Genomic DNA, 26,535 nt, shown 5'->3' with positions numbered 1-26,535 from the left:
ATACATCCTCTCTCACTTAGTGGTGTCTGCGAGGAGACACCACTAAGTCTGTGGACAGATCCTGTGACCTGAATTAATTCCAAGCCGCGTTTTTAGCACCACGGTAAGCCACACGCTCGCGGAAGATGCTCGATACAACTTCGGCATCGCCCGCTAACAGGGCTTTAGTGGCACAGAGCTCTGCACACATTGGTAGTTTGCCTTCGGCAATACGGTTAGCACCGTATTTCACGCGCTCAGCCTCAGAGTGGTTTTCTTCAGGACCGCCGGCACAGAAGGTACATTTGTCCATCTTACCGCGGCTACCAAAGGCACCTTTTTTCGGAAACTGCGGCGCGCCAAACGGGCAAGCATATAGACAGTAACCACAGCCAATACAGGCATCTTTGTCGTGCAACACAATGCCATCGTCTGTTTTGTAGAAGCAATTTGCAGGGCAAACCGCCATACATGGCGCGTCCGAGCAATGCATACATGCAACAGAGATTGAGGCTTCACCGGGTTGACCATCGTTGATGGTGACTACGCGGCGACGTTGAATTCCCCACTCGAGAGCGGAGTCGTTTTCGTTTTTACATGCAGTGACACAGCCGTTACATTCGATGCAGCGCTTGGTGTCACACAAAAATTTCATTGTAGCCATAGTGGCAATTCTCCTAGCTTAAGCTGCACTTACGCTTTAACGATCTGACAGAGCGACGCTTTGGTTTCCTGCATTTGAGTCACAGGGTCATAACCATAGGTCAGTGCCGTGTTAGCGGATTCACCGATAACGTAAGGCACAGTGCCCTCAGGATAGTTAGGCGCTAAGCTTTCACCGTGCATCACACCAGCAAAGTGGTATGGCATAAAGGTCACACCCGGTTTAACGCGTGGCGTTACTAAGGCTTGAACTTTAATGCGGCCACCTTCGGCGCCCTCTAACCAGACGTTTTCGCCATTGCGGATACCGCGATCGGCTGCGTCCGCTGGGTTGATTTCAACAAACATTTCCTGTTGAAGCTCAGCTAGCCATGGGTTAGAACGAGATTCTTCACCACCACCTTCGTACTCAACTAGACGACCAGAGGTCAGTACTAATGGGTACTTGCCGCTCATGTCTTTTTCTTGAATAGACTTGTACAGCGTGGGTAGACGGTGCACTTGCATATCGTCGTAGGTTGGGTACTTAGCCACTAAGTCACGACGGGCTGTGTATAACGGCTCGCGGTGAACTGGTACTTGGTCTGGGAAAGTCCAAACGATACAACGGGCTTTAGCGTTACCAAATGGAATACAACCGTGCTTGATTGCCACGCGAACGATACCGCCCGATAAGTCAGTCTTCCAGTTTTTACCTTCCGCTTCGGCTTTTTCTTCCGCAGTCAGTTCATCCCACCAACCGAGTTGCTTGAGCAGTTTGTCAGAGAATTCTGGGTAACCGTCTTGGATTTCAGCGCCCTTAGAGAAAGAGCCTTCGGCCAGTAGGTTTTTACCGTTGTATTCCACACCATAACGGGCGCGGAAGTTACCACCACCGTCTTTAACGTGTTTTGATTGGTTATACAGAATTTGGGTACCAGGGTGTTTCGCTTCTGGTGTGCCCCAACATGGCCAAGGGAGACCGTAGGTTTCACCCTTCGCAGGACCGCCAGCAGCTTCGAGCGTCTTGTTGCTGAAGGTGCCCCAGTTTTGGGTGTGCAACTTGATACGCTCAGGGCTTTGACCTGTCATACCGATGGTCCACATGCCGCGGTTGATTTCGCGAGTAATGTCTTCGATAACAGGTAAGCCGTTTTCTTTGGCGATGCGTTTAGTGTATTGCTCGGCAATCCCCACTTTTTCCGCTAAACGGTACATGATCTCGATGTCGGTTTTTGACTCGAATAATGGTTGGATAACTTGCTCACGCCATTGTTGAGAACGGCCAGAGTTAGAGACTGAACCATAGGTTTCAAATTGAGTCGCTGCAGGCAGCAAGTAAACACCATTCTTACGACGGTGCATCACACCCGCCATTGTTGGGAATGGGTCAACTACGACTACAGTATCCATCTTGTCTAGAGCGTCGCGAACTTCGGTTTGACGGGTCTCAGTGTTGACCGATTGACCCCAGAAAAACGCCATACGGATGTTGTCTTTCTGTGCCAGTTTGCTCTTGTCCTCTAACACACCATCGTGCCAGCGAGAACAGGGGATGCCTGGGGTGGTCATGGGATCTTTGCCTAGGTAAGGCGTTTGATCGAAGCGGCTCTTCATCCATTCCATGTCTAGATCCCATACGTGGGTCCAGTGAGTCCAAGCGGCTGACGTTAAACCGTAGTAACCGGGTAGGTTATCGAATAACAAACCTAAGTCAGTCGCACCTTGTACGTTATCGTGACCACGGAAAATATTAGTACCGCCGCCAGATACACCCATGTTGCCTAAGGCTAATTGCAGGATACAGTAGGCGCGGGTGTTCGCGTTACCTACGTGATGTTGGGTACCTCCCATACACCAAACCACAGTACCGGGACGGTTTTCTGCCATTAATTTAGCAGCTTGGTAGATAGACTCTTCGCTAACACCTGTAATGTCTGCGACTTCCTTCGGAGGAAATTTTTTCACTTCTTCGCGGATGGTTTCCATCTCGAATACACGTTGTTGGATAAAGGTTTTATCTTCCCAACCGTTTTCGAAGATGTGCCATAACATACCGTAGATGAACGGAATATCGGTACCAGGGCGAATGGCGCAATGCAGATCAGAGTGGGCCGCAGTGCGTGAGAAGCGTGGGTCAACAACGATGATTTTGGCGTTGTTTTTCTCTTTAGCTATCAGAATGTGTTGCATTGCAACTGGGTGAGCTTCAGCGGGGTTTGCACCGATAAAGAAGATCGCATTGGCATTCTGAATGTCGTTGAATGAGTTAGTTTGCGCACCGTAACCCCATGTGTTAGCAACACCGGCTACCGTGGTAGAGTGACAAATACGGGCTGAGTGGTCGACGTTGTTGGTTCCCCACATTGCCGCGAACTTGCGGTACATGTAGCAGCCTTCGTTTGAGAACTTAGCACTGCCCATAAAGTAAACAGAGTCTGGGCCTGATTCTTGACGAATGTTGAGCATTTTATCGCCCACTTCGTTAATCGCATCTTCCCAAGAGATTTTTTTCCACTTGCCATCAACCAATTTCATTGGGTATTTCAGGCGTTTTTCACCGTGGCCATGCTCACGCAGGGCAGCACCTTTGGCACAGTGGCCACCGGCGTTGAATGGGTGATCGAAAGCAGGTTCTTGACCCGTCCATACCCCATTTTGTACTTCGGCATACAGACCGCAACCTACCGCACAGGCACTACAAATAGTGCGTTTAACTTCAATAGGCGCATCATGAGGTACATCTTTGGCTTCGGCACGGCGGATCATGCCAGTACCCATAAGTGAAGCGGCAGCAATACCACCGGAAGCGATACCTGCGTGCTTCATAAATTGACGACGGCTAATGCCTAGCGTCGGCTTGTCTGCCACAGGGGCGACGTCGGACTTGCGAGTTAATTTCATCGCTGACTTCTCCTAGATTAGCCGCGCAAGCTATCGTAATAGCTTTGAACGTGAGCGGTTTCGCGATAACCCTTGGTATCTTGTTTGGTTACCTTGTTGTCTTGACTAGCTTGTGCTGCACTTACGCCAGTTGCGGCGATGACAGCGCCACAGGCGCTGCCGACGGTGAGTGCTTTAAGCAAAGAACGGCGAGATAAATCGCTAGGTTGTTGCTTCATGCTGACTCCTGAATAAGGATTTAGGTTTGATTTTTTCGCAACTTTTAGATGGTTGTACTTGTTATCAAAAAGTGAAGGCTGTATATAAAAAGCCAATAAAATCATTTGGATTTACATGGGCCTTCGCGCGTGAGGGCAATATAGAGGGAAAAAGCTGCACCAGAATTGATCTAGAACAGTTTGTGACAAGGCAATGTTAGGCTGAATTACAAAAGCGTTAACTGGGTCATGCTTTAGCGAAATGTTTTATACATTGGACAAGAGACGGGCGTAATTCCTCAGATGATAGATGTTAATTAATTGTTTTTGTTGATTTTGGGCAAATAAAAAAACACCCCACAAAGGGGGTGTTTTTAAGCATAAAAACCAGGGGTTAGTCTTTATAACGTAGGCTGCCGTTGGCTTTGATTTCATCGTACCATAGGTTGTGATGCTGGATTGCCCAGTTTTCATCACAGTAGCCAGACTTCATACATTCCATACCGCCTTCACTGAGTACGGTCGCCATCCAGATATGCACGATAGTAAATGCAATCAGAATAACGGCACTAACCGAGTGGATCAGCAGGGCGCCCATAGAGGCTTCACGCGGCAGATCTAGTCCTGGTAACACCAACATGATGCCAGACACACTGATAAACAACCCGAATAGGGTCAGTGTCCAGAACCACATTTTTTCACCGGCGTTAGCAAAACCGCTGTCAGGGTGTTTGCCTTTGAATGGGCCAAAGTTGATATAGCCACCCACTACTAAGAACCATTTAAGATCGTACATCTTAAAGGTTTGTAGTGGCATCCATTTCACCACACAGACAATCCACGCCATGATGAAAAGGGGGCCGGCCCAATCGTGCACGGTTTTACTGCCATAGATTAGCGGAGCCCAAAGACTAGGGCCGAGCAGATCCTGCAATACATGCTTACCGAGTATAATGGTTAACCCAGTAAACATGAGTGCGAGACAGCTGATTGCCATTATCCAGTGGATCCAAATATCCGCTTTAGTCCAACGTGCAACCATTTTGCCGGAGAAGCCATGGCTAAGTTTTGAAGGACCATTCACCAAATAAAACAACAGGAAAACACCAAATACACCTGTTACAGCAAGGGCCATAATCGGGGTGATGTATTCGTTTCTCAGTTCTTTACCTTGGTTACCGGCAACGTTAATCAACACTCCAGTTTCGACGCCTGTAGCCGTAGTAGAGCCAGTCTCACCTGACTTAACCGCGCGCCATAAATCGGCCTCACTGGTTTGCGCTTGTGCCTGCTGTTGACTCGATTGCTGATCACTAGCTTGTACCGGGCTTGCGCTCATTACTGAACCCAGACCCAATCCCATCACGAGTACCATCAGAGCAAACAGACTGCGCAGTGATTTGTTTAACTGTTTGTTTAACATTGTCACTCCTTGCTGGAGGTTAGGGATTGCTCCCTAACCCTCGCTCTGCTTAGTTAATCTCACCGGTCTTTGGGTTGTAACCCCAAATCACGTTAGGATTGCCTCGTGTTGCCATACGTTGACGGTAAATGTTTGATACCACTTCCGCGTCACCCGCCAGCAGTGCTTTAGTCGAACAAAGCTCTGCACACATTGGTAACTTGCCTTCAGCAATACGGTTTGCGCCGTATTTTTTGTGCTCGGCTTCAGAGAAGGTTTCTTCTGGGCCACCGGCACAGAATGTACACTTATCCATTTTTCCGCGGCTACCAAAGGCGGTTTTCTTCGGAAATTGTGGTGCACCGAACGGACACGCATAGAAGCAGTAGCCACAACCGATACAGGTATCTTTGTTGTGCAGCACAATGCCATCGTCGGTACGGTAGAAACAATCTGCCGGACATACGGCCATGCAAGGCGCATCGGTACAGTGCATACAAGCCACTGAAATAGATGCTTCGCCTGGTTGACCATCGTTAATCGTCACCACGCGGCGACGCTGGATACCCCACTCAAGCGCGGAGTCGTTCTCGTTTTTACATGCAGTGACGCAACCGTTACACTCGATGCAGCGCTTGGTGTCACATAGAAATTTCATGACTGCCATAATGGCTTATCTCCTCATCAAGTAGGTTAGGCTTTGCTAATTTGGCAAAGGCTGGACTTAGTTTCTTGCATCTGAGTCACAACGTCATAGCCGTAGGTTAGAATCGTGTTTGCCGACTCACCCAGTACATAAGGTACTGTGCCTTCTGGGTATTTGCTCGAAAGGTTTTCACCTTCGAACATCCCTGCGAAGTGGTATGGCATAAAACACTCACCAGCGATAACCCGTGGGGTTACCATTGCCTTAACCGTGATCTTGGCGCCTTCTGGGCTGTGTACAAAGACATTGTCACCGTCACGAATACCGCGATCTGCAGCATCTGCAGGGTTCATTTCGATAAACATTTCCTGTTGTAGCTCGGCTAACCAAGGGTTAGAACGGGATTCTTCACCACCACCTTCGTATTCCACTAAACGACCAGAGGTCAGTGTCATTGGGAAGCTTTGGGTAAAGTCCTTGTCCTGAATTGACTTATACAGCGTCGGTAGACGGGCAACCATACGGTCTTCGTAGGTTGGGTACTTAGCGACTAAGTCACGACGAGGAGTGTAGAGTGGCTCGCGGTGCAGCGGGATATCATCTGGGAAAGTCCATACGATACAACGTGCTTTCGCGTTACCAAATGGAATACAACCGTGTTTAATGGCGACACGTTGAATACCGCCAGACAGGTCAGTCTTCCAGTTTTTGCCATCGGCCAGTTTTTTCTCTTCTTCGGTTAAATCATCCCACCAACCGAGCTGCTTAAGCATGTCGGCGGTAAATTCAGGATAACCGTCTTGGATTTCGCTGCCTTTTGAGTAAGAACCTTCGGCAAGGATGTTCACGCCGTTGTGTTCTACCCCATAACGGGCACGGAAGGTGCCACCACCGTCTTTTACTTCTTTGGATTGGTCGTAAAGGATCTGAGTGCCAGGGTGTTTCATTTCTGGCGTGCCCCAACATGGCCAAGGTAAGCCGTAAACTTCACCTTTCGCTGGGCCACCGGGTGCGGTCAGCGTGTTCACATCGAAAGTACCCCAGTTTTCTTGGTGCATTTTCAGACGCTCAGGGCTTTGACCTGTGTAACCGACGGTCCACATACCACGGTTAAATTCGCGTGTCACATCTTCAATTAATGGCTCTTCGCCATTCACTTGAATGTGCTTGCAGAACTCCTTGTCGATACCCAGTTTTTTCGCCAGCTTGTACATAATGACGTGGTCTGGTAGTGATTCGAACAGTGGCTCGATCACTTTCGAACGCCATTGCACAGAGCGGTTGGTTGCGGATAACGAACCGTAGGTTTCGAACTGAGTTGCCGCAGGCAGTAAGTAAACACCATCGGTACGAGTATGCATTACACCAGCCATAGTTGGGAATGGATCTACCACCACCACAGTGTCTAACTTGTTCAGGGCTTCACGTACTTCGCGACCACGGGTTTCGGTGTTAACTGACTGACCCCAGAAGAACGCCAGACGGATGTTATCCTTTTGTGCAATCTTGGTTTTATCTTCGAGTACACCGTCGTGCCAGCGAGAACAAGGAATACCCGTTGAGGTTTGTGGGTTTTGGCCGAGGTATTCGCCTTGGTCGAAACGAGATGCAACCCATTTTGGATCTAAGTCCCATACGCTAGACCAGTGAGCCCAAGCACCAGAGGTTAAGCCGTAGTAACCAGGTAAGTTATCGAATAACAAACCGAAGTCGGTTGCACCTTGCACGTTATCGTGACCACGGAAAATGTTAGTCCCGCCGCCTGAAACGCCCATGTTGCCCAGTGCTAACTGTAAAATACAGTAAGAACGGGTGTTAGCGTTACCCACGTGGTGCTGAGTACCACCCATACACCAAACGATGGTGCCTGGTTTTGTCTCAGCTAACATTTTGGCGATGCGGAACATTTGTTCCTTAGGCACGCCAGCAACGTTCTCTACTTCCTCTGGGGTGTACTTTTTCACTTCCTCACGGATACGTTCCATGCCGTATACACGTTGATTGATGAATTGTTTATCTTCCCAGCCGTTTTCGAAGATGTGCCATAGCAGACCATAGATGAATGGAATGTCGGTGCCTGGGCGGATATGCACGTACTCGTCAGACTTAGCTGCAGTACGGGTGAAACGAGGGTCAACTACGATAACTTTCGCGCCACGTTCTTTAGCTACCAGAATGTGCTGCATGGCAACAGGGTGGGCTTCACTTGGGTTTGAACCCACGAACATGATGCACTTAGTGTTGCGGATATCGTTAAGGGAGTTGGTTTGCGCACCGTAGCCCCAAGTGTTAGCAACACCAGCTACAGTGGTAGAGTGACAAATACGGGCAGAGTGGTCGACGTTGTTCGTACCCCACATTGCCGCGAATTTACGGTATAAATACGCTTGTTCGTTAGAGAACTTAGCACTACCCATAAAGTAGACAGAGTCAGGACCTGATTCTTGACGAATCGCAGTCATCTTATCGCCCACTTCGTTGATCGCTTGTTCCCAAGAGAGCTTTTTCCACTTACCGCCTTCTAACTTCATTGGGTATTTCAGGCGTTTTTCACCGTGGCCGTGTTCACGCAGTGCGGCACCTTTTGCACAATGACCGCCTTGGTTGAATGGATGGTCGAAAGCAGGTTCTTGACCAGTCCACACCCCGTTTTGTACTTCAGCATAGATACCGCAGCCTACTGCGCAGTGAGAACATACGGTACGTTTGATTTCAGTGGGGGCGTTATGGGGAATATGCTCATTGGCCTGTGCTTTACGCATCATGCCTGTACCCAGCATTGAAGCTGCTGCAATTCCACCAGTGGCAAGACCTGCCGATTTTAAGAATTGGCGACGATTAAGACCTAGTGCGGCCACTTTGGACTCAACAACTTGGTCTGTTTTGCGGGTTAATCGCATCACACACTCTCCTCTGGTTAGTTGTTCAACGACGCATAGTAGTTGCGGATATGGTCGGTTTCGCGGTAGTTGTCACTTTTTGGGGTGACAGGGGCAACGCTAGGTGTCGCGGCTAATGCCTGACTACTAACAGTCGCTACCGCGCCAGCCGCACTGCCTATTGCCAATGCTTTAAGCAATTGACGACGGCCCATGTCGGAAGCTTGCTTCTTCATAGTGTCTCCTTGTGTTACGGGATGAGGTGAAGCTTGTGCTGCCACCTCGGTTATTGTGGAAGCTCAATGCTTCCAATCTTGTGGCAAAGGCCTAAGTGTTAAGACTTAAGCCCTTGCCGTACTACTCTGTGATTTAAGTGCCTAGCACGTAAATGCATTAATTGAGCAATTCTGCTTGGGTTTCTACATCGCTGGTGGCAGGTTGTAGTTCGGCGCTGCCGGGGCAATTTACCGGAATACCTAAGCTCAACTGTTCAAACTCGTTGGCCTCCATTTCAAAGAAGGCTTTGGCAAGCTGGGCAACCGTGGCATAAAACGCTGCGCTCGGTGCTTTGCTGACCGCTTCGCAGAAACGGATAATCCAACTGCCGATATGACGTTGGTAGAAGGCCAATTGGCGATAGCTGGGGGCTTCAAGAATCAGGGTGCTCATCACTTCGCACAGTGCGGCTACGTGATCCTCTGGCTCCTTGACGTTTTCTTCGCGCTCAAAACCTAATTGCATTAAGTCGTTACGCAGTAATGCCAGCGGTTTATCCATTAGGGAGCCTGTCATAAACCAGCTACCGTAAGGGAGGATTTCACCGCAGCCTACGCCGAGGAATAGGGCAAAATACTCGTCTTCTAATTGCTCACTACTAAATTGCTGCGCCGCCAGTTGCAGAGCCAACCAAGCCTTGGTCATTTCGTTATCTTCGTTGGCTTCAATCTCAAGGCTTGCCAAGAATTGCAGTAACTCTGGGCTTGGGTGACGGCGTAATAGCGCTGCCAACAGTTGATAGATATCGGCTCTCAACTGATCGTTTTCTGATACTTGTCTTACTGATTCGGTCATAGCGGATCTCTTATCGCAGTTGCTTTTCAGGATCTTGAAGAATGTCTTCAAACATGTCTTTTACCCGGCAATCGCCGCACATTTTCAGGCGTTCAATGTTGGCTGAAAATGCACTGTGCGCGCCGACCATATCCAGCATCCGATGCACCATAGATTGGGTCGCAAAAGGAGAGCCACAACGAATACATTCAAATGGGGCTTCTTCTTTCAGGGTGTGTTGCTGCTGACGGGCAGCTTTATCGAAATTGATTTGTGGGGTCAGGCTGATGACCTTCTCTGGGCAGGCTGACTCACATAAACCGCATTGCACACAGTTTTGCTCAACGAAGTGTAGCGCAGGTTTATCACCACCATCCTGCAGTGCCATAGTGGGGCAAATCGCTACGCATGACATACACAGAGTACATTTATCAACGTTTACACTGACTTTGCCATAGGGAATGTTATTGATACTTAAGCAAGTATCAATTTCACCCGCTTGGCTGTTTAAATGGTCAATTGCTTCATACAAGGTATTACGCTTTGTGGTCGAGGCAAAAGCGCCTGGCACAATCACTGGCCAATCAAGGCTGATGTCCAGTATTGGATCCAGCTCTGCAAGTGTGCTTGGGTCAATCAGGCTGATACGCTGCGGCTGACCCATTTCATCCAGAATGCTATTTGCTAGTGCTAATTCACCTTTAAGCATCTGAGTGAGCGTTGGGGCTGTAGCATCAGTGTTGAGGATCAAAATTTGGCGAGCGCCCCAAGCTAGCGATGACAACCAATGGTCGATGCTAGCCACTGTGATTTCTTCTAACGCGACTGGCAGAACATCGCCCGCCAATTCGTCGTTGATTAAGCTTGCGCCAACGGCATTGTCATGGAACAGAATCACGGGGGCCGTTTGAGCTTGCTCTCGGAAACGACTGATGATTTTGTTCAGATAAGAATGTAATGCCTGAGGAGTTGGCAGGTCGTAGCCAATGGCACCCGTTGGACAGGCGCTGGTACAGCTGCCAGCACCGTGGCAGAGATACGGGTCGACTTCAATCTTTTTGGCTACGCTGCTGATGGCGTCGGCAGGACAGAAATTCAAACAACGGTTACAACCGTTGATACCATTGCGATCGTGGGCGCAAAGATCCGCATTGATTTTTACGTAGCGAGGCTTCTCGAACTGACCGACTAAGTCAGGCAGTTGTTCTAACGCATCGGCAAGTTTGGCTTCATCTTGGCCAACATAAAAATACCCTGGTGGTAGCATTTCAAGATTCAGGCAAGGCGTGCTGCTTAAATCGAGAACGAGGTCGAAATGAGGTTTGCGAATAGCAACAATGCTTAGTTCGGCTGCGCCATCTTGATGTTCAACACTGACTTGAAATTGGCCTAAAAAGCCTTTAATACCAATTAATTTGTTGTAGTAGCTTTCGACATCGGTAGCTGCCGCCATCACACGCTCGAGGTGAGCTTCATCTTGGCTGGTAATGGCTTCGTTAGCCAAGATCACTCGATTTGCCATAGTGGACAATTTGTCCGCTGCGAGGCGCGCCAGATCCTCTGGTCCGATAATCAGTACCGTGCCCTCAGTGGTGTAGCTCACCGTTGGAGGGATGAGATTCTGTAAAATCGTTGTTTGGGCTAACACATTATGCCGCGCTTGTTTGAGCGCGTACTGGGTTTGATTGGTCATCAAATGATTGCTCACATTGCGTTCCTGAACAGTACTTTGGCTGTTCTTTTCTTTATTGCTGTAGCACTGCAGAATGGGGCTGAAAATAACTTAAGTGATTGCCACTTCTGCTTTTATCTAATTTTTATGCCTAATAACAGCAATTCACATACCAAAGTTATGGACAATAAAATTAGCTAAACTAACGTTAAACGACTTGGTTATTAACCTGAGTGGTAAGTTCTGGTTCATTTTGGGGTAGCTCTTCAGACTCCCCATCCAAATTGTCCGTAACATCAGAGGTAGCTAATTCGGTTTCGACATCACTTTTTTCTAATTCCATTGAATTTTCGGTGTTTATCACAGACTCTGCGGTTGCGAGTTCAGTTTGCTCTTCTTCCTCGCTCTCCTTGGTGACAAAACGGAATACTTTTTGCGCTAATTCGGCTGACACCTCGGGGCTGAGTTTAGGCTGGTTGCTATAGTCGAGTGCATATTCGAGTAAACCATCTATCTCATTGAAATGAGGCTGTTTCCATAGTGCTCGAAGAGCTGCGGTTTTAGCTGCTGGGTCGACATTCGTTGCCATGAATTGGGCAAAACTGCCACCAATTTCAATCTCTTCCGGATTAGGGAGGTCCTCGGCCGTTAAGATGCGATTCGCCTCTTCATCGGTTGCTGGCGCGATGCCGTTGTCTGCAGCTGTTGCCTCAATCGACTCGTCAGCTAAATCAGTGACTGATTCAGCTTGTGCCTGCTCTGCATTTTCTTTTGCTTTGAGCGCGGCTTCTTCGGCAGCAACGCTCTCACGGCGCTGAGTCCAGCGACTAAAAAAACCGCCAGATTTAGTCGTGGTATCAGTCATTTCTCCCCCGTAGCGGGTCGTGGCTTGGGCCTTGATTTTTACGGCGGTCGACGTGCTTACGACGGTAAGCCGCAATTTCCACTTCGCCGTATTGAGTGATAAAGGCTTCGATCCAACAGGCGATAGCCTCTGGCATTAACATATTGATTACAGGTGTGTTTCCTTCAAGGCAACCCGCTGCGACGTTTTGATCCGCTGACAGCATGGCTGGCACCCATGTGCCGTCGGCCATTTCATCGCACACCAGATATAGCATGGCATTGTCCATATCGAGGTTGATGCGATAGCTCGCGCGCTCATCTTTATGTAGTTCGAGCAGCACTAGGGTCGCACCCTCAGGGGCTTCATGGGTGGCAGGTAGAATATGGTCGATTTCCCATTGAACTGTGCTCCAACGACCTACCATTTTCTCCACTTTTTTGAGTGAGACGTACATAGGCCAAACACTTTTTGAATGTTGCATTATCTCTCCATGTCAACCGTGATGAGGCCAAGCTTGATACCGCCTGTACACCTCAACCTTTAGGTATAATGCTCTTTGCAATATTGATGCCAGTAAACAAGGGGGATAAGTTTGAGGTGGATCATTAAAATGGTTGTCTCAGTGGGACATTTTGTCCATCAAGTCATTTTGTATGGGACATTTACGTCCAATCGTCAGCCTCGTATTGCGACATCTCACACATTTCTGTATGGGTTTCATACCTAGGTATAAATATTGCTAAGCTCAGAGCATCACTCGTTAAGCGGTAACATTATGATTTCTGATAACAGTTCAACCTTTACCTCCCAGTCACTATCGACAGAAGGCGACTCAACGGCTAAACGCTCATTTACCTTTGTTAAAACCCAAGCCGAAGTGCCGCTCACTATCCCAGTTAAAGCGGTGGATGAGTCCGGCGAAGTATTGGATAAATTTGTTGCCTGCGAGCGACCTCTTACAGTGTATTTGAATTGGCGTCCAATTGTGACCCTGATGACTCTTGGTGCAAAACCTGAATCTCTTGCGCTTGGTTACTTGAAGAATCAGGGCTTTATCTCTGACGTGTCACAACTCGACTCAGTGATTGTGGATTGGGAGGTGAATTCGGCGGCGGTGTTAACCCGCGAGCAGATTGAAGATCTTGATGAGAAGTTGTCTGAGAAAACCGTCACCTCTGGTTGTGGTCAAGGTACAGTTTACGGCAGTTTTATGCAGGACTTAGATGATATTAGGCTGCCCACGCCAAGCCTTAAGCAAAGCACTCTCTATAGCTTGCTGAAAAACATCAACGACTATAACGAGACTTATAAAAACGCCGGAGCTGTGCATGGCTGTGGTCTCTGCGAGGAAGACCAGATTCTCGCCTTTGTTGAAGATGTTGGCCGCCACAATGCGGTGGATACCTTAGCTGGGGATATGTGGTTATCCCAAGATAGGGGCGATAACAAGATTTTCTACACCACTGGGCGCTTAACCTCAGAGATGGTGATTAAAGTTGCGAAAATGGGGATACCAGTGCTTTTATCCCGTAGCGGTGTGACTCAAATGGGTTTAGAGCTTGCTCAAAAACTCGGGATTACCATGATTGCCCGCGCTAAAGGGCGGCACTTCTTGATTTACCATGGCAATGAGAATCTGCAATTTGATGTGAATACAGCAACAAGCAAGTAATTAGCTTTCGTTATAGCATTCGAAAAGGACGAAAAAGGATACAAGATGACATCTGCCAGTGAATTGGTTTACATGAGCGCTAAGCAAGTTGCTGAATATTTAGATCTAAATGAGAAAAAGGTCTACGCCATGGCGAATGACCGCATCCTTCCCGCCACTAAGATCACTGGCAAGTGGTTATTCCCCAAAGTACTGATTGACCGCTGGGTGATGGATTCCTGCCACAGCGGCATGTTAACCGATAGATTGCTTATCACTGGCAGTGATGATCCTTTGCTTTCTATGCTAGTGGCACGTCTGATGGCTCAAGTCGGCAGTCGTGAGTTGATTAGCTACAGTGCAACGGGCTCACGTCTTGGGCTCGAACTTTTGGCGAAGGGTTATGCCGATGTCTGTACCCTGCATTGGGGGAGCATGGAGGACAGTAATATCCGCCATCCTGCTTTGCTAAAGGGTTACAACAACCATCAACAATGGATTATGGTGCACGGATATTCACGGCAACAGGGTCTTATCATGCGTAGCGATATGCACCATAGATGTCAGGAAGAGGATAAAGTCCTGACTATGCCATGGCGCTGGGTGAGTCGACAGGGTGGGGCAGGCAGTCAGCAACATTTAGAGCATTGGCTATTAAAGCAAGGTGCGCGTGTCGATCAGTTGAATTCAGTTTTGACCGCATACAGTGAACGCGAACTTGCAGGTTATATTGCACGGGGTGATGCCGATATCGGCTTTGGTTGCCAGTCGGTCGCTCTAGAAAGTGGCCTTAGCTTCGTGCCATTAATAAAAGAGTCATTCGATTTTGTTATGCCCCAGAGCATTTACTTTCGTCGTCAGCTGCAGCAACTATTCAGTATGTTAAGTGGTGGGCAGGCGAGACAGATGGCAGTGATGCTTGGTGGATACGATCTGAGTGATTGTGGCAAGTTACTCTGGAGCGCAAGTTAAGATTAATTCTATAAGTGGAGTTCTTCCTTATATAGGGGTTTATATATAGGTGCATATAGAAGCAATAATAGAAGTCGTTATATTAAGTATAAGTACCTAGTTAATTCCCATTCCTATTTGATTAGTAAATAAGTGGCGTTTCAATAGATGCCCCAACACAGAATCTGTTATTAATAAATTGGGCCTGCATTCCGATAGGCCTTCTTTATATGCTGCCAGCAAAACCCATTTTCAGTTTATTTATTCGTCTTGCTATACATTTCTTACCTCTTTTTATATCAGGCAGCCATGTCATGGGCTCTATTTCAGTTATTCGAAGTTACTTAAGGATAGGTTTCTCTATATTAGGAAGATGCTAAAGGGCATAAAAAAGTAAACTTTAGTGCTCAAAAAATAACGATTGTGGATAACTTTGGGGGTAACTCGTGGGTAGCGTGTGTCTAGAATGGGTGTAAAAAGGCAATTGAAAAATAATCCAAAAAACGTCAAAAAAGCGCTTGCACAAAAGTTTTCGCTGCCTATAATGCGCATCCACTGACACGGCAGAGCGCGAAAGCAGATGCTGATAGTGAATAAATCCTGAGGTTAACTTAGGTAATAAAATTCACTCAGTCAGTTTGAGTTGTTTAATTATTAATCAAACGATTCAAGTGCGAAAAGAAGTTGAAAAAACTCCTTGACGCGAAATGGGAAATGCGTAGAATACGCAGCCCTGACCCGCTGAGCGGTAACGCGAAAGCTTGAGGTTAAATGCTCTTTAACAATCTAAACAAGAAATCTGTGTGGGCACTCACAGGTGTTGAGTTAATCGAAATTACTCTGCCGTTTGGCGAGTAATCAAAGAATTAAATCAATGAATGAGTGTTCATAGCAATATGTACAGTTTGTTTTGACTTTCGAGTCAAAGCAGCAAATCAGAATTCATTGAGTCGAACCTTCGGGTTCAAAAAACTTTTAATTGAAGAGTTTGATCATGGCTCAGATTGAACGCTGGCGGCAGGCCTAACACATGCAAGTCGAGCGGCAGCACAAGGGAACTTGTTCCTGAGGTGGCGAGCGGCGGACGGGTGAGTAATGCCTAGGGATCTGCCCAGTCGTGGGGGATAACAGTTGGAAACGACTGCTAATACCGCATACGCCCTATGGGGGAAAGGAGGGGACCTTCGGGCCTTCCGCGATTGGATGAACCTAGGTGGGATTAGCTAGTTGGTGAGGTAATGGCTCACCAAGGCGACGATCCCTAGCTGTTCTGAGAGGATGATCAGCCACACTGGGACTGAGACACGGCCCAGACTCCTACGGGAGGCAGCAGTGGGGAATATTGCACAATGGGGGAAACCCTGATGCAGCCATGCCGCGTGTGTGAAGAAGGCCTTCGGGTTGTAAAGCACTTTCAGTAGGGAGGAAAGGTTGTAAGTTAATACCTTGCAGCTGTGACGTTACCTACAGAAGAAGGACCGGCTAACTCCGTGCCAGCAGCCGCGGTAATACGGAGGGTCCAAGCGTTAATCGGAATTACTGGGCGTAAAGCGTGCGCAGGCGGTTGATTAAGCGAGATGTGAAAGCCCCGGGCTCAACCTGGGAATTGCATTTCGAACTGGTCGACTAGAGTCTTGTAGAGGGGGGTAGAATTCCAGGTGTAGCGGTGAAATGCGTAGAGATCTGGAGGAATACCGGTGGCGAAGGCGGCCCCCTGGACAAAGACTGACGCTCAGGCACGAAAGCGTGGGGAGCAAACAGGATTAGATACCCTGGTAGTCCACGCCGTAAACGATGTCTACTCGGAGTTTGGTGTCTTGAACACTGGGCTCTCAAGCTAACGCATTAAGTAGACCGCCTGGGGAGTACGGCCGCAAGGTTAAAACTCAAATGAATTGACGGGGGCCCGCACAAGCGGTGGAGCATGTGGTTTAATTCGATGCAACGCGAAGAACCTTACCTACTCTTGACATCCAGAGAATTCGCTAGAGATAGCTTAGTGCCTTCGGGAACTCTGAGACAGGTGCTGCATGGCTGTCGTCAGCTCGTGTTGTGAAATGTTGGGTTAAGTCCCGCAACGAGCGCAACCCCTATCCTTATTTGCCAGCGCGTAATGGCGGGAACTCTAGGGAGACTGCCGGTGATAAACCGGAGGAAGGTGGGGACGACGTCAAGTCATCATGGCCCTTACGAGTAGGGCTACACACGTGCTACAATGGCGAGTACAGAGGGTTGCAAAGCCGCGAGGTGGAGCTAATCTCACAAAGCTCGTCGTAGTCCGGATTGGAGTCTGCAACTCGACTCCATGAAGTCGGAATCGCTAGTAATCGTGAATCAGAATGTCACGGTGAATACGTTCCCGGGCCTTGTACACACCGCCCGTCACACCATGGGAGTGGGCTGCAAAAGAAGTGGGTAGCTTAACCTTCGGGAGGGCGCTCACCACTTTGTGGTTCATGACTGGGGTGAAGTCGTAACAAGGTAGCCCTAGGGGAACCTGGGGCTGGATCACCTCCTTACCTATACGACTAACTCGATGTTTGTTGAGTGTTCACACAGATGGCTTGTTGAACTTCTCGAAAGAGAAGGGAGAGCGAAATGCACCGCGAGCCGGTAAGCATTGTTCTTTAACAATTTGGAAAGCTGATAGTAATTAATGCAGCAAAGTCTGTTGCTGTGTTAATACAAAAAATTGAGTTCTTAAAACACTTTTTAAGTGTCTTGAATATTCAAGTCTAAGGCGAGTCCATCTTCTTGGTCGAAGATGAGACAAGTAAAACCAGCTGGTCGCAACGACCTAGGTGAGTGAAACTCATTTGGGTTGTATGGTTAAGCGACTAAGCGTATACGGTGGATGCCTTGGCAGTCAGAGGCGATGAAGGACGTAGTAACTTGCGAAAAGCGTTGGCGAGCTAGTAACAAGCATTTGAGCTAACGATGTCCGAATGGGGGAACCCAGCAGCATAAGCTGTTATCACTACATGAATACATAGTGTAGTGAGGCGAACGAGGGGAACTGAAACATCTAAGTACCCTTAGGAAAAGAAATCAACCGAGATTCCCCTAGTAGCGGCGAGCGAACGGGGATTAGCCCTTAAGTCAGAGGGGTGTTAGTGGAATGGTCTGGAAAGTCCAGCGGCACAGGGTGATAGCCCCGTACACGAAAACTAACCTTTGATGAAATCGAGTAAGGCGGGACACGTGATATCCTGTTTGAATATGGGGGGACCATCCTCCAAGGCTAAATACTCCTGACTGACCGATAGTGAACCAGTACCGTGAGGGAAAGGCGAAAAGAACCCCTGTGAGGGGAGTGAAATAGAACCTGAAACCGTATACGTACAAGCAGTGGGAGCGGTTCTTGAGACCGTGACTGCGTACCTTTTGTATAATGGGTCAGCGACTTACGTTTTGTAGCGAGGTTAAGCGAATAGCGGAGCCGTAGGGAAACCGAGTGTTAACTGCGCGTTTAGTTGCAAGGCGTAGACCCGAAACCCGGTGATCTAGCCATGGGCAGGTTGAAGGTTGAGTAACATCAACTGGAGGACCGAACCGACTAATGTTGAAAAATTAGCGGATGACTTGTGGCTGGGGGTGAAAGGCCAATCAAACCGGGAGATATCTGGTTCTCCTCGAAAGCTATTTAGGTAGCGCCTCGGACGAACACCTTTGGGGGTAGAGCACTGTTAAGGCTAGGGGGTCATCCCGACTTACCAACCCTTTGCAAACTCCGAATACCAAAGAGTGCTATCCGGGAGACAGACGGCGGGTGCTAACGTCCGTCGTCAAAAGGGAAACAACCCAGACCGTCAGCTAAGGTCCCAAAGTGTATGTTAAGTGGGAAACGATGTGGGAAGGCTTAGACAGCTAGGATGTTGGCTTAGAAGCAGCCATCATTTAAAGAAAGCGTAATAGCTCACTAGTCGAGTCGGCCTGCGCGGAAGATGTAACGGGGCTAAACATACCACCGAAGCTACGGGTGCAATCCATTAGGGTTGCGCGGTAGAGGAGCGTTCTGTAAGCCGTTGAAGGTGAAGGGGTAACCCACGCTGGAGGTATCAGAAGTGCGAATGCTGACATGAGTAACGATAAAGGGGGTGAAAAACCCCCTCGCCGAAAGACCAAGGGTTCCTGTCCAACGTTAATCGGGGCAGGGTGAGTCGACCCCTAAGGCGAGGCCGAAAGGCGTAGTCGATGGGAAACAGATTAATATTTCTGTACTTCCGCTAACTGCGATGGAGAGACGGAGAAGGCTAGGCTAGCGCGGCGTTGGTAGTCCGCGTTTAAGGTGGTAGGTGGGTGACTTAGGCAAATCCGGGTCACTATACACTGAGAGCTGATGACGAGGTCCTACGGGACTGAAGTAGTTGATGCCATGCTTCCAGGAAAATCTTCTAAGCTTCAGGTTAGCGGGAATCGTACCCCAAACCGACACAGGTGGTCGGGTAGAGAATACCAAGGCGCTTGAGAGAACTCGGCTGAAGGAACTAGGCAAAATGGTACCGTAACTTCGGGAGAAGGTACGCTGCTGTTGGTGATGGGACTTGCTCCCTAAGCTGACGGCAGTCGCAGATACCAGGTGGCTGCAACTGTTTATCAAAAACACAGCACTGTGCAAAATCGCAAGATGACGTATACGGTGTGACGCCTGCCCGGTGCCGGAAGGTTAATTGATTGGGTTATCGCAAGAGAAGCTCATGATCGAAGCCCCGGTAAACGGCGGCCGTAACTATAACGGTCCTAAGGTAGCGAAATTCCTTGTCGGGTAAGTTCCGACCTGCACGAATGGCGTAATGATGGCCACGCTGTCTCCAGCCGAGACTCAGTGAAGTTGAAATTGCGGTGAAGATGCCGTATACCCGCGGCTAGACGGAAAGACCCCGTGAACCTTTACTATAGCTTGGCACTGAACATTGACCCTACATGTGTAGGATAGGTGGGAGACTTTGAAGCGGGAACGCTAGTTCTCGTGGAGTCGTCCTTGAAATACCACCCTTGTAGTGTTGATGTTCTAACTCTGGCCCCTTATCGGGGTTGAGGACAGTGCCTGGTGGGTAGTTTGACTGGGGCGGTCTCCTCCCAAAGAGTAACGGAGGAGCACGAAGGTTGGCTAAGTACGGTCGGACATCGTACGGTTAGTGCAATGGCATAAGCCAGCTTAACTGCGAGACAGACACGTCGAGCAGGTACGAAAGTAGGTCATAGTGATCCGGTGGTTCTGAATGGAAGGGCCATCGCTCAACGGATAAAAGGTACTCCGGGGATAACAGGCTGATACCGCCCAAGAGTTCATATCGACGGCGGTGTTTGGCACCTCGATGTCGGCTCATCACATCCTGGGGCTGAAGTCGGTCCCAAGGGTATGGCTGTTCGCCATTTAAAGTGGTACGCGAGCTGGGTTCAGAACGTCGTGAGACAGTTCGGTCCCTATCTGCCGTGGGCGTTGGATGATTGAGGGGAGTTGCTCCTAGTACGAGAGGACCGGAGTGAACGAACCGCTGGTGTTCGGGTTGTCATGCCAATGGCATTGCCCGGTAGCTATGTTCGGAATCGATAACCGCTGAAAGCATCTAAGCGGGAAGCGAGCCCCAAGATGAGTCATCCCTTGGACTTTAAGTCCACTAAAGAGCCGTTCGAGACTAGGACGTTGATAGGTCAGGTGTGTAAGCGTTGTGAGGCGTTGAGCTAACTGATACTAATGACTCGAGAGGCTTAACCATACAACCCAGATGGGTTTTACTAAGCGTGCTTAGATAGAATACAAACACTTAAGAAGTGACTCAAAACAGCTTTCCGAATTAACTGGAATAAAAATTTATCAACTACATCCATGTAGTTGACCCTAACGGGCCGCGCTAAAGCGCGTTAAAAATTGTTCCAGACAATTTTTTGCTTGGTGACAATAGCATTGTGGTCCCACCTGATCCCATCCCGAACTCAGAAGTGAAACGCAATCGCGCCGATGGTAGTGTGGGGTCTCCCCATGTGAGAGTAGGTCATCGCCAAGCGCCTCATTTTCTCGTAAAGAGAGCGAAAAGCCAGCTGAATAAGCTGGCTTTTTTGCATTTGCGTTTTAATAAATCTCTTTATCAAAGTTCTTTATTTACATTTCTCACTGCTAATTGTTGCACTGACCTTTTGCTTAGGATTGTCGCTAGGGGTGTAGCTGTATTTCAATTGGTCAAAATTTAAAGTGACATTCTCAGTCAGTCTATCTTCTCCCCATGAACCACCTGTTGAAATAGAAGACACATAAACGTCAGTCAGCTCTAAAACAACAGTATTTATGAGTTCGCCACGTGCGCCCACAGCACTTACTGTTAATACGGCAGTTGGAAAATGGGTGTTGGAAACCTGACTCATCAGTAATGGGGGAGAAGCAACATCTGTGTACTTAGTGAGTGATAGATCTTGGATACAGACTCTTCGCCCGTCTGTACTCGTTCCCCAAGACCACGCGAGAATATCGATCTTTTCCGAGTGTTCAGTATCCTGACTCTCACCTTTTACACCTTCAATTTCTAAAAACATATTAACTGCTGCCTGTGCTGTTACAGTACTTAGACTGAGAAGCAAGATTAAGATTAATCTCCTGATCATTTTAATCACCTCTTGATGTGGTACTACTTACTTAACAGGTATATTTAGTTTAGTCTGCTGCTCAGGTGGCGAATTGCCAATTTACGATTGAGGACCGCAATTATTTGAAGTCTCGTAAATCCTGGCAGCTAAGGCTTTGTTTAAAGGGTAAATATGAAGATTGAGATGATTTGCACCGGCGAAGAGGTGCTTTCAGGACAGATAGTCGATACTAATGCCGCTTGGTTTGCCAGCACTATGATGGATCATGGGGTTGAAATTCAACGTCGCGTGACCGTGGGTGACAGACTCGAAGACTTGATTACCGTGTTTCAGGAGCGAAGTCTTCATGCCGATGTGATCCTCGTTAACGGTGGTCTAGGGCCAACCAGTGATGATATGTCCGCCGAGGCGATGGCTAAGGCGAAGGGGGAATCATTAGTCGAAAATACCTATTGGCGTCAGCACATTGAAGAATGGTTCACCCGCAATAATCGTGTCATGCCGGCGAGTAACTTAAAACAGGCAATGCTACCCGAGTCAGCCATTATGGTGGATAACCCAGTCGGCACCGCCTGTGGTTTTAGGGTAAAGCTGAATCGTGCTTGGTTATTCTTTACCCCTGGTGTACCCCATGAACTCAAACATATGGTTACCGAGCAGTTTATTCCCTTTATTCGTGAAGAGTTTAATCTGGATGCTAAGGTTGCCGTAAAGAAACTGCTCACAATTGGACAGGGGGAGTCCGCCCTTGCAGATAAGATTGAGCCCTTAGAGCTGCCTGATGGGATTACTATCGGTTATCGCTCGTCTATGCCGCATATCGAAATTAAGATTTTTGCCCGTGGAGAAAAGGCGATAGCCATGCTCCCTCGCGTCACCAGCCATATCAAAATGGTGCTTGGCACTTCAGTTGTTGCAGAAGATAAGGCAACACTTGCAGCGGAGATCCACAGTAAACTCTTAAATTCAGGGTTTACTTTGAGTGTGGCTGAATCCTGTACCGGTGGGATGATTACCAGTCAGTTGGTTGATTTCCCGGGCAGTTCTTCTTATTTGCAACATGGTCTTGTGACCTACAGCAATGAATCTAAGGTGCGGGTATTAGGTGTAAATCCTGCGACTCTGGATGACCATGGCGCAGTGTCGATTCCAACGGTAGAAGAAATGGCAAAAGGCGCAAGAGCTATACTCGATAGCGATTTTGCTTTAGCAACCAGTGGCATTGCTGGCCCCGATGGTGGCACTGATGATAAGCCAGTTGGTACAGTGGCCATTGCACTGGCGACTCGCGGCGGGGTATACAGCCAGATGATTAAACTGCCAAGGAGATCACGGGATTTAGTACGCAGTATGAGCGCTGCGGTCGCCTACGATATGCTCCGAAGAGAGTTACTGACAGAAGCGGTGATTGTCGATTATCCATCGATTGGCCGTTTTAGTAAGTAAAGTATGAAAATAAAAATGCTCCCAATGGGAGCATTTTTTATAGATAAAATCTTTAGCTTACTTGGTAAATTTCAATATCAGTTTGCCAGGAGCCACTTGAATGCTTTCGGTCATTTTGGCCATCAGCGCTTGGTTACTATCCTTAGTATTCAGCACGTAAACAGGCTGGCTTTCTAAGAAGTTTGTTAAATAGCCCATCACCTGCGGCGTTACCATATTGATGGCTTTCTCAATATCCTTAGGTGTGGATTCGACTTTCACTAGTTCCAGTTTGCGCAGGTACACGCTGTGGGTTGTGCTGTCGTACCAAGGCTGAGCTTCAAAGGTGGTTGCTAGTTTGGCGTTGAGCGGAAATATAGGATTCTTAATCGACACCTGAGTCGCAGCGCTGACACTCATAGTGTCGGGTTTTTCACCCAGTTTCACGCTGATATCATTAATCCGCACTTCGGCACCAACGAGTTGATTACCTTGCTTAACTTCAAAATGGATCTCTTTATTGAGGTACTGTTCCATTTCTTGCTCGGTAATGCTGTACTGCGTGACGCAACCACTCAGCAGTACAGTTAAACCTAAGCAAACACTACGAGTGAATTTTTTCATTAACCAGTGTTTCTCATACCCGCAGCGACGCCGGCGATGGTTAGCATTAATGCCAATTGCACGTGTTCGGACGCAGGTGTTTCGGTTGATTCCTTACGTGTCCGAGCCAAAAGCTCGGTCTGCAGGAAGTTTAATGGATCGATATAGGGATTGCGAAGCTTAACAGATTCGCGATTCCACGGTGTATGCGCCATTAACGTATCCGATTTAGTTAATTCGAGCACCACTTTAATGCCAAGGTCTAACCGTTGGCGCAAAGTTTCGCCGAGGTGGTGCAGATTCGATGGTACTAAGCAAGTCTCGTAGTAACGAGCAAGGTTAGGTTCGGCTTTTGCGTATACCATTTCTAGCATCGAGATACGGGTGCTGAAGAAGGGCCATTCACGTTCCATATCCTGCAATAAGCCAGTCTCACCACGTTGACACGCCGCTTGCAGTGCTTCACCCGCACCGAGCCATGCTGGCAGCATTAAACGGTTTTGTGACCAAGCGAAAATCCACGGAATAGCACGCAGACTTTCGATACCGCCATCGACGCGGCGTTTAGCGGGGCGACTGCCTAAAGGCAGTTTACCTAGCTCAACCTCTGGTGTTGCAGCGCGGAAGTAGGCCACAAAGTCAGGCTCCTCGCGCACGATACCGCGGTAAGCACTTACTGACTCTTCGGCAATCCGTTCCATGCAGTTGCGCCATTCTTGCTTAGGTTCCGGCGGGGGTAACAGTGTAGCTTCCAGGACTGCTGAGGTGTATAGCGCTAAGCTTTGCACCGCTAGTTTGGGCAAACCAAATTTAAAGCGGATCATCTCACCCTGTTCTGTGACACGGATGCGGCCATCAACTGAACCTGGTGGTTGCGATAGAATCGCCTTGTGAGCTGGACCACCGCCACGGCCGATACTGCCGCCACGGCCATGGAATAGTGTCAGTTTGACGCCCGCTTGCTTACACACGGAAACTAGCTGCTCTTGGGCGCGATACTGTGCCCAAGCAGCGGCCATCACCCCTGCATCTTTCGCTGAGTCGGAGTAACCAATCATGACTTCCTGCATGCCCTTGGTGTAACCACGGTACCAGTCGATATCGAGAAGCGCTGTGATGCAGTCGGCTGCGTTATTCAGATCGCTCAAGGTTTCGAACAGCGGTACTACCCGCATTGGGTGTGAGCAGCCTGTTTCTTTTAGTAACAATAATACGGTCAGCACATCCGATGGCTTGCTTGCCATGGAAATCACGTAGGATCCCAGTGCTTTTGCGGGGTGTTTAGCGATTAAACGGCAAGTGTTGAGCACTTCGGCGACATCGGCAGACGGATTCCAATTGCTAGGGATCAATGGTCGACGATTAGTCAATTCACGCAATAGGAAAGCTTGTTTTTCGGTCTCATCCCAGTGGCTAAAATCACCCATGCCGAGGTAGCGAGTCAGCTCTGCTAACACGTCACTGTGGCGACCTGCATCTTGGCGAATATCGAGTCTTAACATGTGAATGCCAAAACAGGCGATACGGCGCAGAATATCTAGCAGCAAGCCGTTAGCAATCAAGCGCATACCACATTCGGTTAAACTCTTATAGAGCATCTCAAGCGGCGCTTTAAGGTCGCTTTCATGCCAAATCAGAGTCGATTTATCGACCTCAGGATGATGGCCTTCGATACGGGCATTTAAATAATCTATGGTATCGCGCAGCTTTTGGCGTAATGAACGTAGTACATGGCGGTAGGGCTCACAGCTATTATTGGTGTAAGCCATCAACTCACTGTTGGCTTCTTCCATCGACAGCTCACCGACGAGCAAGACAATATCTTTTAGGAACAAACGCGCCGCGGCATGGCGATTGCGGTCTAATACTTCTTGCGTGACTTTGGCTGTCACAAAGGGATTGCCGTCACGGTCGCCGCCCATCCAGCTGGAGAAGCGCACTGGCGCAATATCGATCGGTAATTGTTGACCCGTGCGTTGCTGCACTTGATCGTTAAGTTGTCTTAAAAAGTCGGGCACCGCATGCCAGAGGGATTCTTCAATCGTCGATAATCCCCAGCGGGCTTCATCGACTGGCGTTGGCCGTTCGCGACGAATTTCATTGGTATGCCAAATCTGGGCAATCAATTGGCGCAAGCGCAGATGAATTTGCTGACGCTCTCTGTCCGATAACTGGTTGTTTTCTTGCTCGGCGAGGCAATCCACGATCGCGGCATATTTTTGAATAAGTGTGCGGCGGGAAATTTCCGTTGGATGCGCCGTTAACACCAGATCGATATCTAATGACTTTAGGGTGTCGAGCATTTTGCTTTGGTCGATACTGGTGTTAAGCATTCTACCAAGCAGTTGTTCAACAGGGTCAGGTACGCAGACCAACTCATCGCAGTTTCGGCTAATAGTATGAAATTGCTCGGATAAGTTAGCCAAGTTAAGGAATTGGTTAAAGGCCTTTGCGAAGGGGACTAATTCTTCATCGGGCAGGGCGGTGAGCAGCTCTAACATTTGCTCCCTTGCCGCTTCGTCGCCGCGGCGAGAATCCTTAGCCAGTTTACGGATTTGCTCAACCTTCTCCAAGAAGGCATCGCCTAGGTGGGTGCGCATGGTATCGCCAAGGATCTGGCCAAGCATACTTACGTTCGATCTTAATGACGCATACATATCGGTCACATTGTCTGTCACATTACCTACCACATTACCAGCCATAGTTACTCCGAATAAAAAAACATAAAAATCCGCATTGCATTTAACCCGCTAGCACAATACCCAGCACAGAGGGCAATGGTCAACAGCAGAACTTATAACTTATACGACTGGCTTATCTTATATTCAATCATTTGCCTTAATTGTTGAGGAATATTCAATATAAGTGCGAACTAACGCAACTTTTAATTGAAATTAGCGAAAGTGAATATGAACTGCATCATTTTTCAAATTGTGAACATGTGAATTTGTTGTTAATAGAAGCGTGTTTTTGTCATCTAAGTGTGCTAGAAAACTTAAATATTAAGTAGTTAGCTCAGAATAAGTCTGGTAATTCCATTACACTTTGAGTGATCTGAACATAAAATACAATAAAAATATATATTCACATATATTGCATAAATAG

General features: G+C 48.3%; 17 protein-coding genes and 3 rRNA genes. 6 read left to right on the top strand and 14 right to left on the bottom strand.

Annotated elements, in window-relative coordinates; genetic code table 11:
* Positions 1 to 73 precede the first annotated feature (73 nt).
* The 11 genes from fdh3B (K0H61_RS16475) to K0H61_RS16425 all read right to left on the bottom strand — a co-directional run bounded on the left by fdh3B (K0H61_RS16475) (position 74) and on the right by K0H61_RS16425 (position 12,699).
* On the bottom strand, positions 74 to 643 hold the full coding sequence (gene fdh3B / locus K0H61_RS16475; RefSeq protein ID WP_220050541.1) for a formate dehydrogenase FDH3 subunit beta: 570 nt from the start codon (positions 641 to 643) through the stop codon (positions 74 to 76).
* A 29-nt stretch (positions 644 to 672) separates the two neighbouring features.
* Entirely contained in the window at positions 673 to 3,525 is a 2,853-nt protein-coding gene (locus K0H61_RS16470; protein ID WP_220050540.1) for a molybdopterin-dependent oxidoreductase, read from the bottom strand.
* A gap of 17 nt (positions 3,526 to 3,542) precedes the next feature.
* Positions 3,543 to 3,743 carry a twin-arginine translocation signal domain-containing protein gene (locus tag K0H61_RS16465; protein WP_220050539.1) on the bottom strand — a complete coding sequence of 67 codons (201 nt, stop codon included), beginning with the start codon at positions 3,741 to 3,743 and terminating at the stop codon, positions 3,543 to 3,545.
* A 373-nt stretch (positions 3,744 to 4,116) separates the two neighbouring features.
* Positions 4,117 to 5,145, bottom strand: a complete 1,029-nt coding sequence (locus K0H61_RS16460) for a formate dehydrogenase subunit gamma (RefSeq protein WP_220050538.1) — start codon at positions 5,143 to 5,145, stop codon at positions 4,117 to 4,119.
* Between the two features lie 49 nt (positions 5,146 to 5,194).
* Positions 5,195 to 5,791, bottom strand: coding sequence for a formate dehydrogenase FDH3 subunit beta (fdh3B, locus tag K0H61_RS16455; protein WP_220050537.1), 597 nt, complete (start codon positions 5,789 to 5,791; stop codon positions 5,195 to 5,197).
* A gap of 26 nt (positions 5,792 to 5,817) precedes the next feature.
* The gene (locus K0H61_RS16450) at positions 5,818 to 8,670 is read right to left on the bottom strand and encodes a molybdopterin-dependent oxidoreductase (RefSeq protein ID WP_220052774.1); all 2,853 of its coding nucleotides are present in this window, start codon (positions 8,668 to 8,670) and stop codon (positions 5,818 to 5,820) included.
* A 17-nt stretch (positions 8,671 to 8,687) separates the two neighbouring features.
* Positions 8,688 to 8,885, bottom strand: a complete 198-nt coding sequence (locus tag K0H61_RS16445; RefSeq protein WP_220050536.1) for a twin-arginine translocation signal domain-containing protein — start codon at positions 8,883 to 8,885, stop codon at positions 8,688 to 8,690.
* A gap of 157 nt (positions 8,886 to 9,042) precedes the next feature.
* On the bottom strand, positions 9,043 to 9,720 hold the full coding sequence (locus K0H61_RS16440) for a TorD/DmsD family molecular chaperone (RefSeq protein ID WP_220050535.1): 678 nt from the start codon (positions 9,718 to 9,720) through the stop codon (positions 9,043 to 9,045).
* A gap of 10 nt (positions 9,721 to 9,730) precedes the next feature.
* Positions 9,731 to 11,392, bottom strand: a complete 1,662-nt coding sequence (locus K0H61_RS16435; RefSeq protein ID WP_220052773.1) for a 4Fe-4S binding protein — start codon at positions 11,390 to 11,392, stop codon at positions 9,731 to 9,733.
* 187 nt (positions 11,393 to 11,579) lie between these two features.
* Entirely contained in the window at positions 11,580 to 12,236 is a 657-nt protein-coding gene (locus K0H61_RS16430; protein WP_220050534.1) for a DUF3306 domain-containing protein, read from the bottom strand.
* A complete protein-coding gene (locus K0H61_RS16425) occupies positions 12,229 to 12,699 on the bottom strand; it encodes a DUF3305 domain-containing protein (RefSeq protein WP_220050533.1) in 471 nt (156 codons plus the stop codon). Before K0H61_RS16425 ends, K0H61_RS16430 begins: the two co-directional genes overlap by 8 nt.
* Before the next feature lie 294 nt (positions 12,700 to 12,993).
* Between K0H61_RS16425 and K0H61_RS16420 the strand changes: the two genes are divergently transcribed.
* The 5 genes from K0H61_RS16420 (at position 12,994) to rrf (ending at position 20,828) form a co-directional block, all read left to right on the top strand.
* Positions 12,994 to 13,890, top strand: coding sequence for a formate dehydrogenase accessory sulfurtransferase FdhD (locus tag K0H61_RS16420; RefSeq protein ID WP_220050532.1), 897 nt, complete (start codon positions 12,994 to 12,996; stop codon positions 13,888 to 13,890).
* Positions 13,891 to 13,935: 45 nt separating this feature from the next.
* The gene (locus tag K0H61_RS16415) at positions 13,936 to 14,841 is read left to right on the top strand and encodes a substrate-binding domain-containing protein (protein WP_220050531.1); all 906 of its coding nucleotides are present in this window, start codon (positions 13,936 to 13,938) and stop codon (positions 14,839 to 14,841) included.
* Positions 14,842 to 15,796: 955 nt separating this feature from the next.
* A 16S ribosomal RNA gene (locus K0H61_RS16410) occupies positions 15,797 to 17,339 on the top strand.
* A gap of 308 nt (positions 17,340 to 17,647) precedes the next feature.
* Positions 17,648 to 20,540 (top strand): 23S ribosomal RNA (locus K0H61_RS16405).
* A 172-nt stretch (positions 20,541 to 20,712) separates the two neighbouring features.
* Positions 20,713 to 20,828: ribosomal RNA gene (rrf, locus tag K0H61_RS16400) — 5S ribosomal RNA — on the top strand.
* Together the 16S, 23S and 5S rRNA genes form the textbook arrangement of a ribosomal RNA operon.
* 91 nt (positions 20,829 to 20,919) lie before the next feature.
* Here the strand turns inward: rrf and K0H61_RS16395 are convergent.
* Positions 20,920 to 21,420, bottom strand: a complete 501-nt coding sequence (locus K0H61_RS16395; protein WP_258405969.1) for an Hcp family type VI secretion system effector — start codon at positions 21,418 to 21,420, stop codon at positions 20,920 to 20,922.
* 153 nt (positions 21,421 to 21,573) lie between these two features.
* On the opposite strand from K0H61_RS16395, the gene K0H61_RS16390 reads away from it, so the two are divergent.
* The gene (locus K0H61_RS16390) at positions 21,574 to 22,848 is read left to right on the top strand and encodes a CinA family nicotinamide mononucleotide deamidase-related protein (protein WP_220050530.1); all 1,275 of its coding nucleotides are present in this window, start codon (positions 21,574 to 21,576) and stop codon (positions 22,846 to 22,848) included.
* A 57-nt stretch (positions 22,849 to 22,905) separates the two neighbouring features.
* Here K0H61_RS16390 and K0H61_RS16385 read toward each other — a convergent pair whose 3' ends face one another.
* Both K0H61_RS16385 and ppc read right to left on the bottom strand, forming a co-directional pair.
* Positions 22,906 to 23,451, bottom strand: coding sequence for a YceB family lipoprotein (locus K0H61_RS16385; RefSeq protein WP_220050529.1), 546 nt, complete (start codon positions 23,449 to 23,451; stop codon positions 22,906 to 22,908).
* Positions 23,451 to 26,132, bottom strand: coding sequence for a phosphoenolpyruvate carboxylase (gene ppc, locus K0H61_RS16380; RefSeq protein ID WP_220050528.1), 2,682 nt, complete (start codon positions 26,130 to 26,132; stop codon positions 23,451 to 23,453). The genes K0H61_RS16385 and ppc overlap by 1 nt, the downstream gene beginning before the upstream one ends.
* Between the last annotated feature and the right edge of the window lie 403 nt (positions 26,133 to 26,535).

This window comes from Shewanella acanthi (genome assembly GCF_019457475.1).
Taxonomy (GTDB): Bacteria; Pseudomonadota; Gammaproteobacteria; order Enterobacterales; family Shewanellaceae; genus Shewanella; species Shewanella acanthi.
The sequence above is the reverse complement of the archived record's forward strand: the minus strand, read 5'-3'. Positions and strand labels throughout refer to the sequence as shown.

Excerpts from the sequence above, each read along its gene's own strand:
- K0H61_RS16445 (WP_220050536.1), bottom strand. The coding sequence starts at position 8,885 with ATGAAGAAGCAAGCTTCCGACATGGGCCGTCGTCAATTGCTTAAAGCA.
- K0H61_RS16465 (WP_220050539.1), bottom strand. The coding sequence starts at position 3,743 with ATGAAGCAACAACCTAGCGATTTATCTCGCCGTTCTTTGCTTAAAGCA.
- ppc (WP_220050528.1), bottom strand. The coding sequence starts at position 26,132 with ATGGCTGGTAATGTGGTAGGTAATGTGACAGACAATGTGACCGATATG.
- K0H61_RS16425 (WP_220050533.1), bottom strand. The coding sequence starts at position 12,699 with ATGCAACATTCAAAAAGTGTTTGGCCTATGTACGTCTCACTCAAAAAA.
- K0H61_RS16435 (WP_220052773.1), bottom strand. The coding sequence starts at position 11,392 with ATGACCAATCAAACCCAGTACGCGCTCAAACAAGCGCGGCATAATGTG.
- K0H61_RS16420 (WP_220050532.1), top strand. The coding sequence starts at position 12,994 with ATGATTTCTGATAACAGTTCAACCTTTACCTCCCAGTCACTATCGACA.
- K0H61_RS16450 (WP_220052774.1), bottom strand. The coding sequence starts at position 8,670 with ATGCGATTAACCCGCAAAACAGACCAAGTTGTTGAGTCCAAAGTGGCC.
- K0H61_RS16430 (WP_220050534.1), bottom strand. The coding sequence starts at position 12,236 with ATGACTGATACCACGACTAAATCTGGCGGTTTTTTTAGTCGCTGGACT.
- K0H61_RS16460 (WP_220050538.1), bottom strand. The coding sequence starts at position 5,145 with ATGTTAAACAAACAGTTAAACAAATCACTGCGCAGTCTGTTTGCTCTG.
- K0H61_RS16385 (WP_220050529.1), bottom strand. The coding sequence starts at position 23,451 with ATGAAAAAATTCACTCGTAGTGTTTGCTTAGGTTTAACTGTACTGCTG.
- K0H61_RS16395 (WP_258405969.1), bottom strand. The coding sequence starts at position 21,420 with ATGATCAGGAGATTAATCTTAATCTTGCTTCTCAGTCTAAGTACTGTA.
- K0H61_RS16470 (WP_220050540.1), bottom strand. The coding sequence starts at position 3,525 with ATGAAATTAACTCGCAAGTCCGACGTCGCCCCTGTGGCAGACAAGCCG.
- fdh3B (WP_220050541.1), bottom strand. The coding sequence starts at position 643 with ATGGCTACAATGAAATTTTTGTGTGACACCAAGCGCTGCATCGAATGT.
- K0H61_RS16390 (WP_220050530.1), top strand. The coding sequence starts at position 21,574 with ATGAAGATTGAGATGATTTGCACCGGCGAAGAGGTGCTTTCAGGACAG.
- K0H61_RS16440 (WP_220050535.1), bottom strand. The coding sequence starts at position 9,720 with ATGACCGAATCAGTAAGACAAGTATCAGAAAACGATCAGTTGAGAGCC.
- K0H61_RS16415 (WP_220050531.1), top strand. The coding sequence starts at position 13,936 with ATGACATCTGCCAGTGAATTGGTTTACATGAGCGCTAAGCAAGTTGCT.
- fdh3B (WP_220050537.1), bottom strand. The coding sequence starts at position 5,791 with ATGGCAGTCATGAAATTTCTATGTGACACCAAGCGCTGCATCGAGTGT.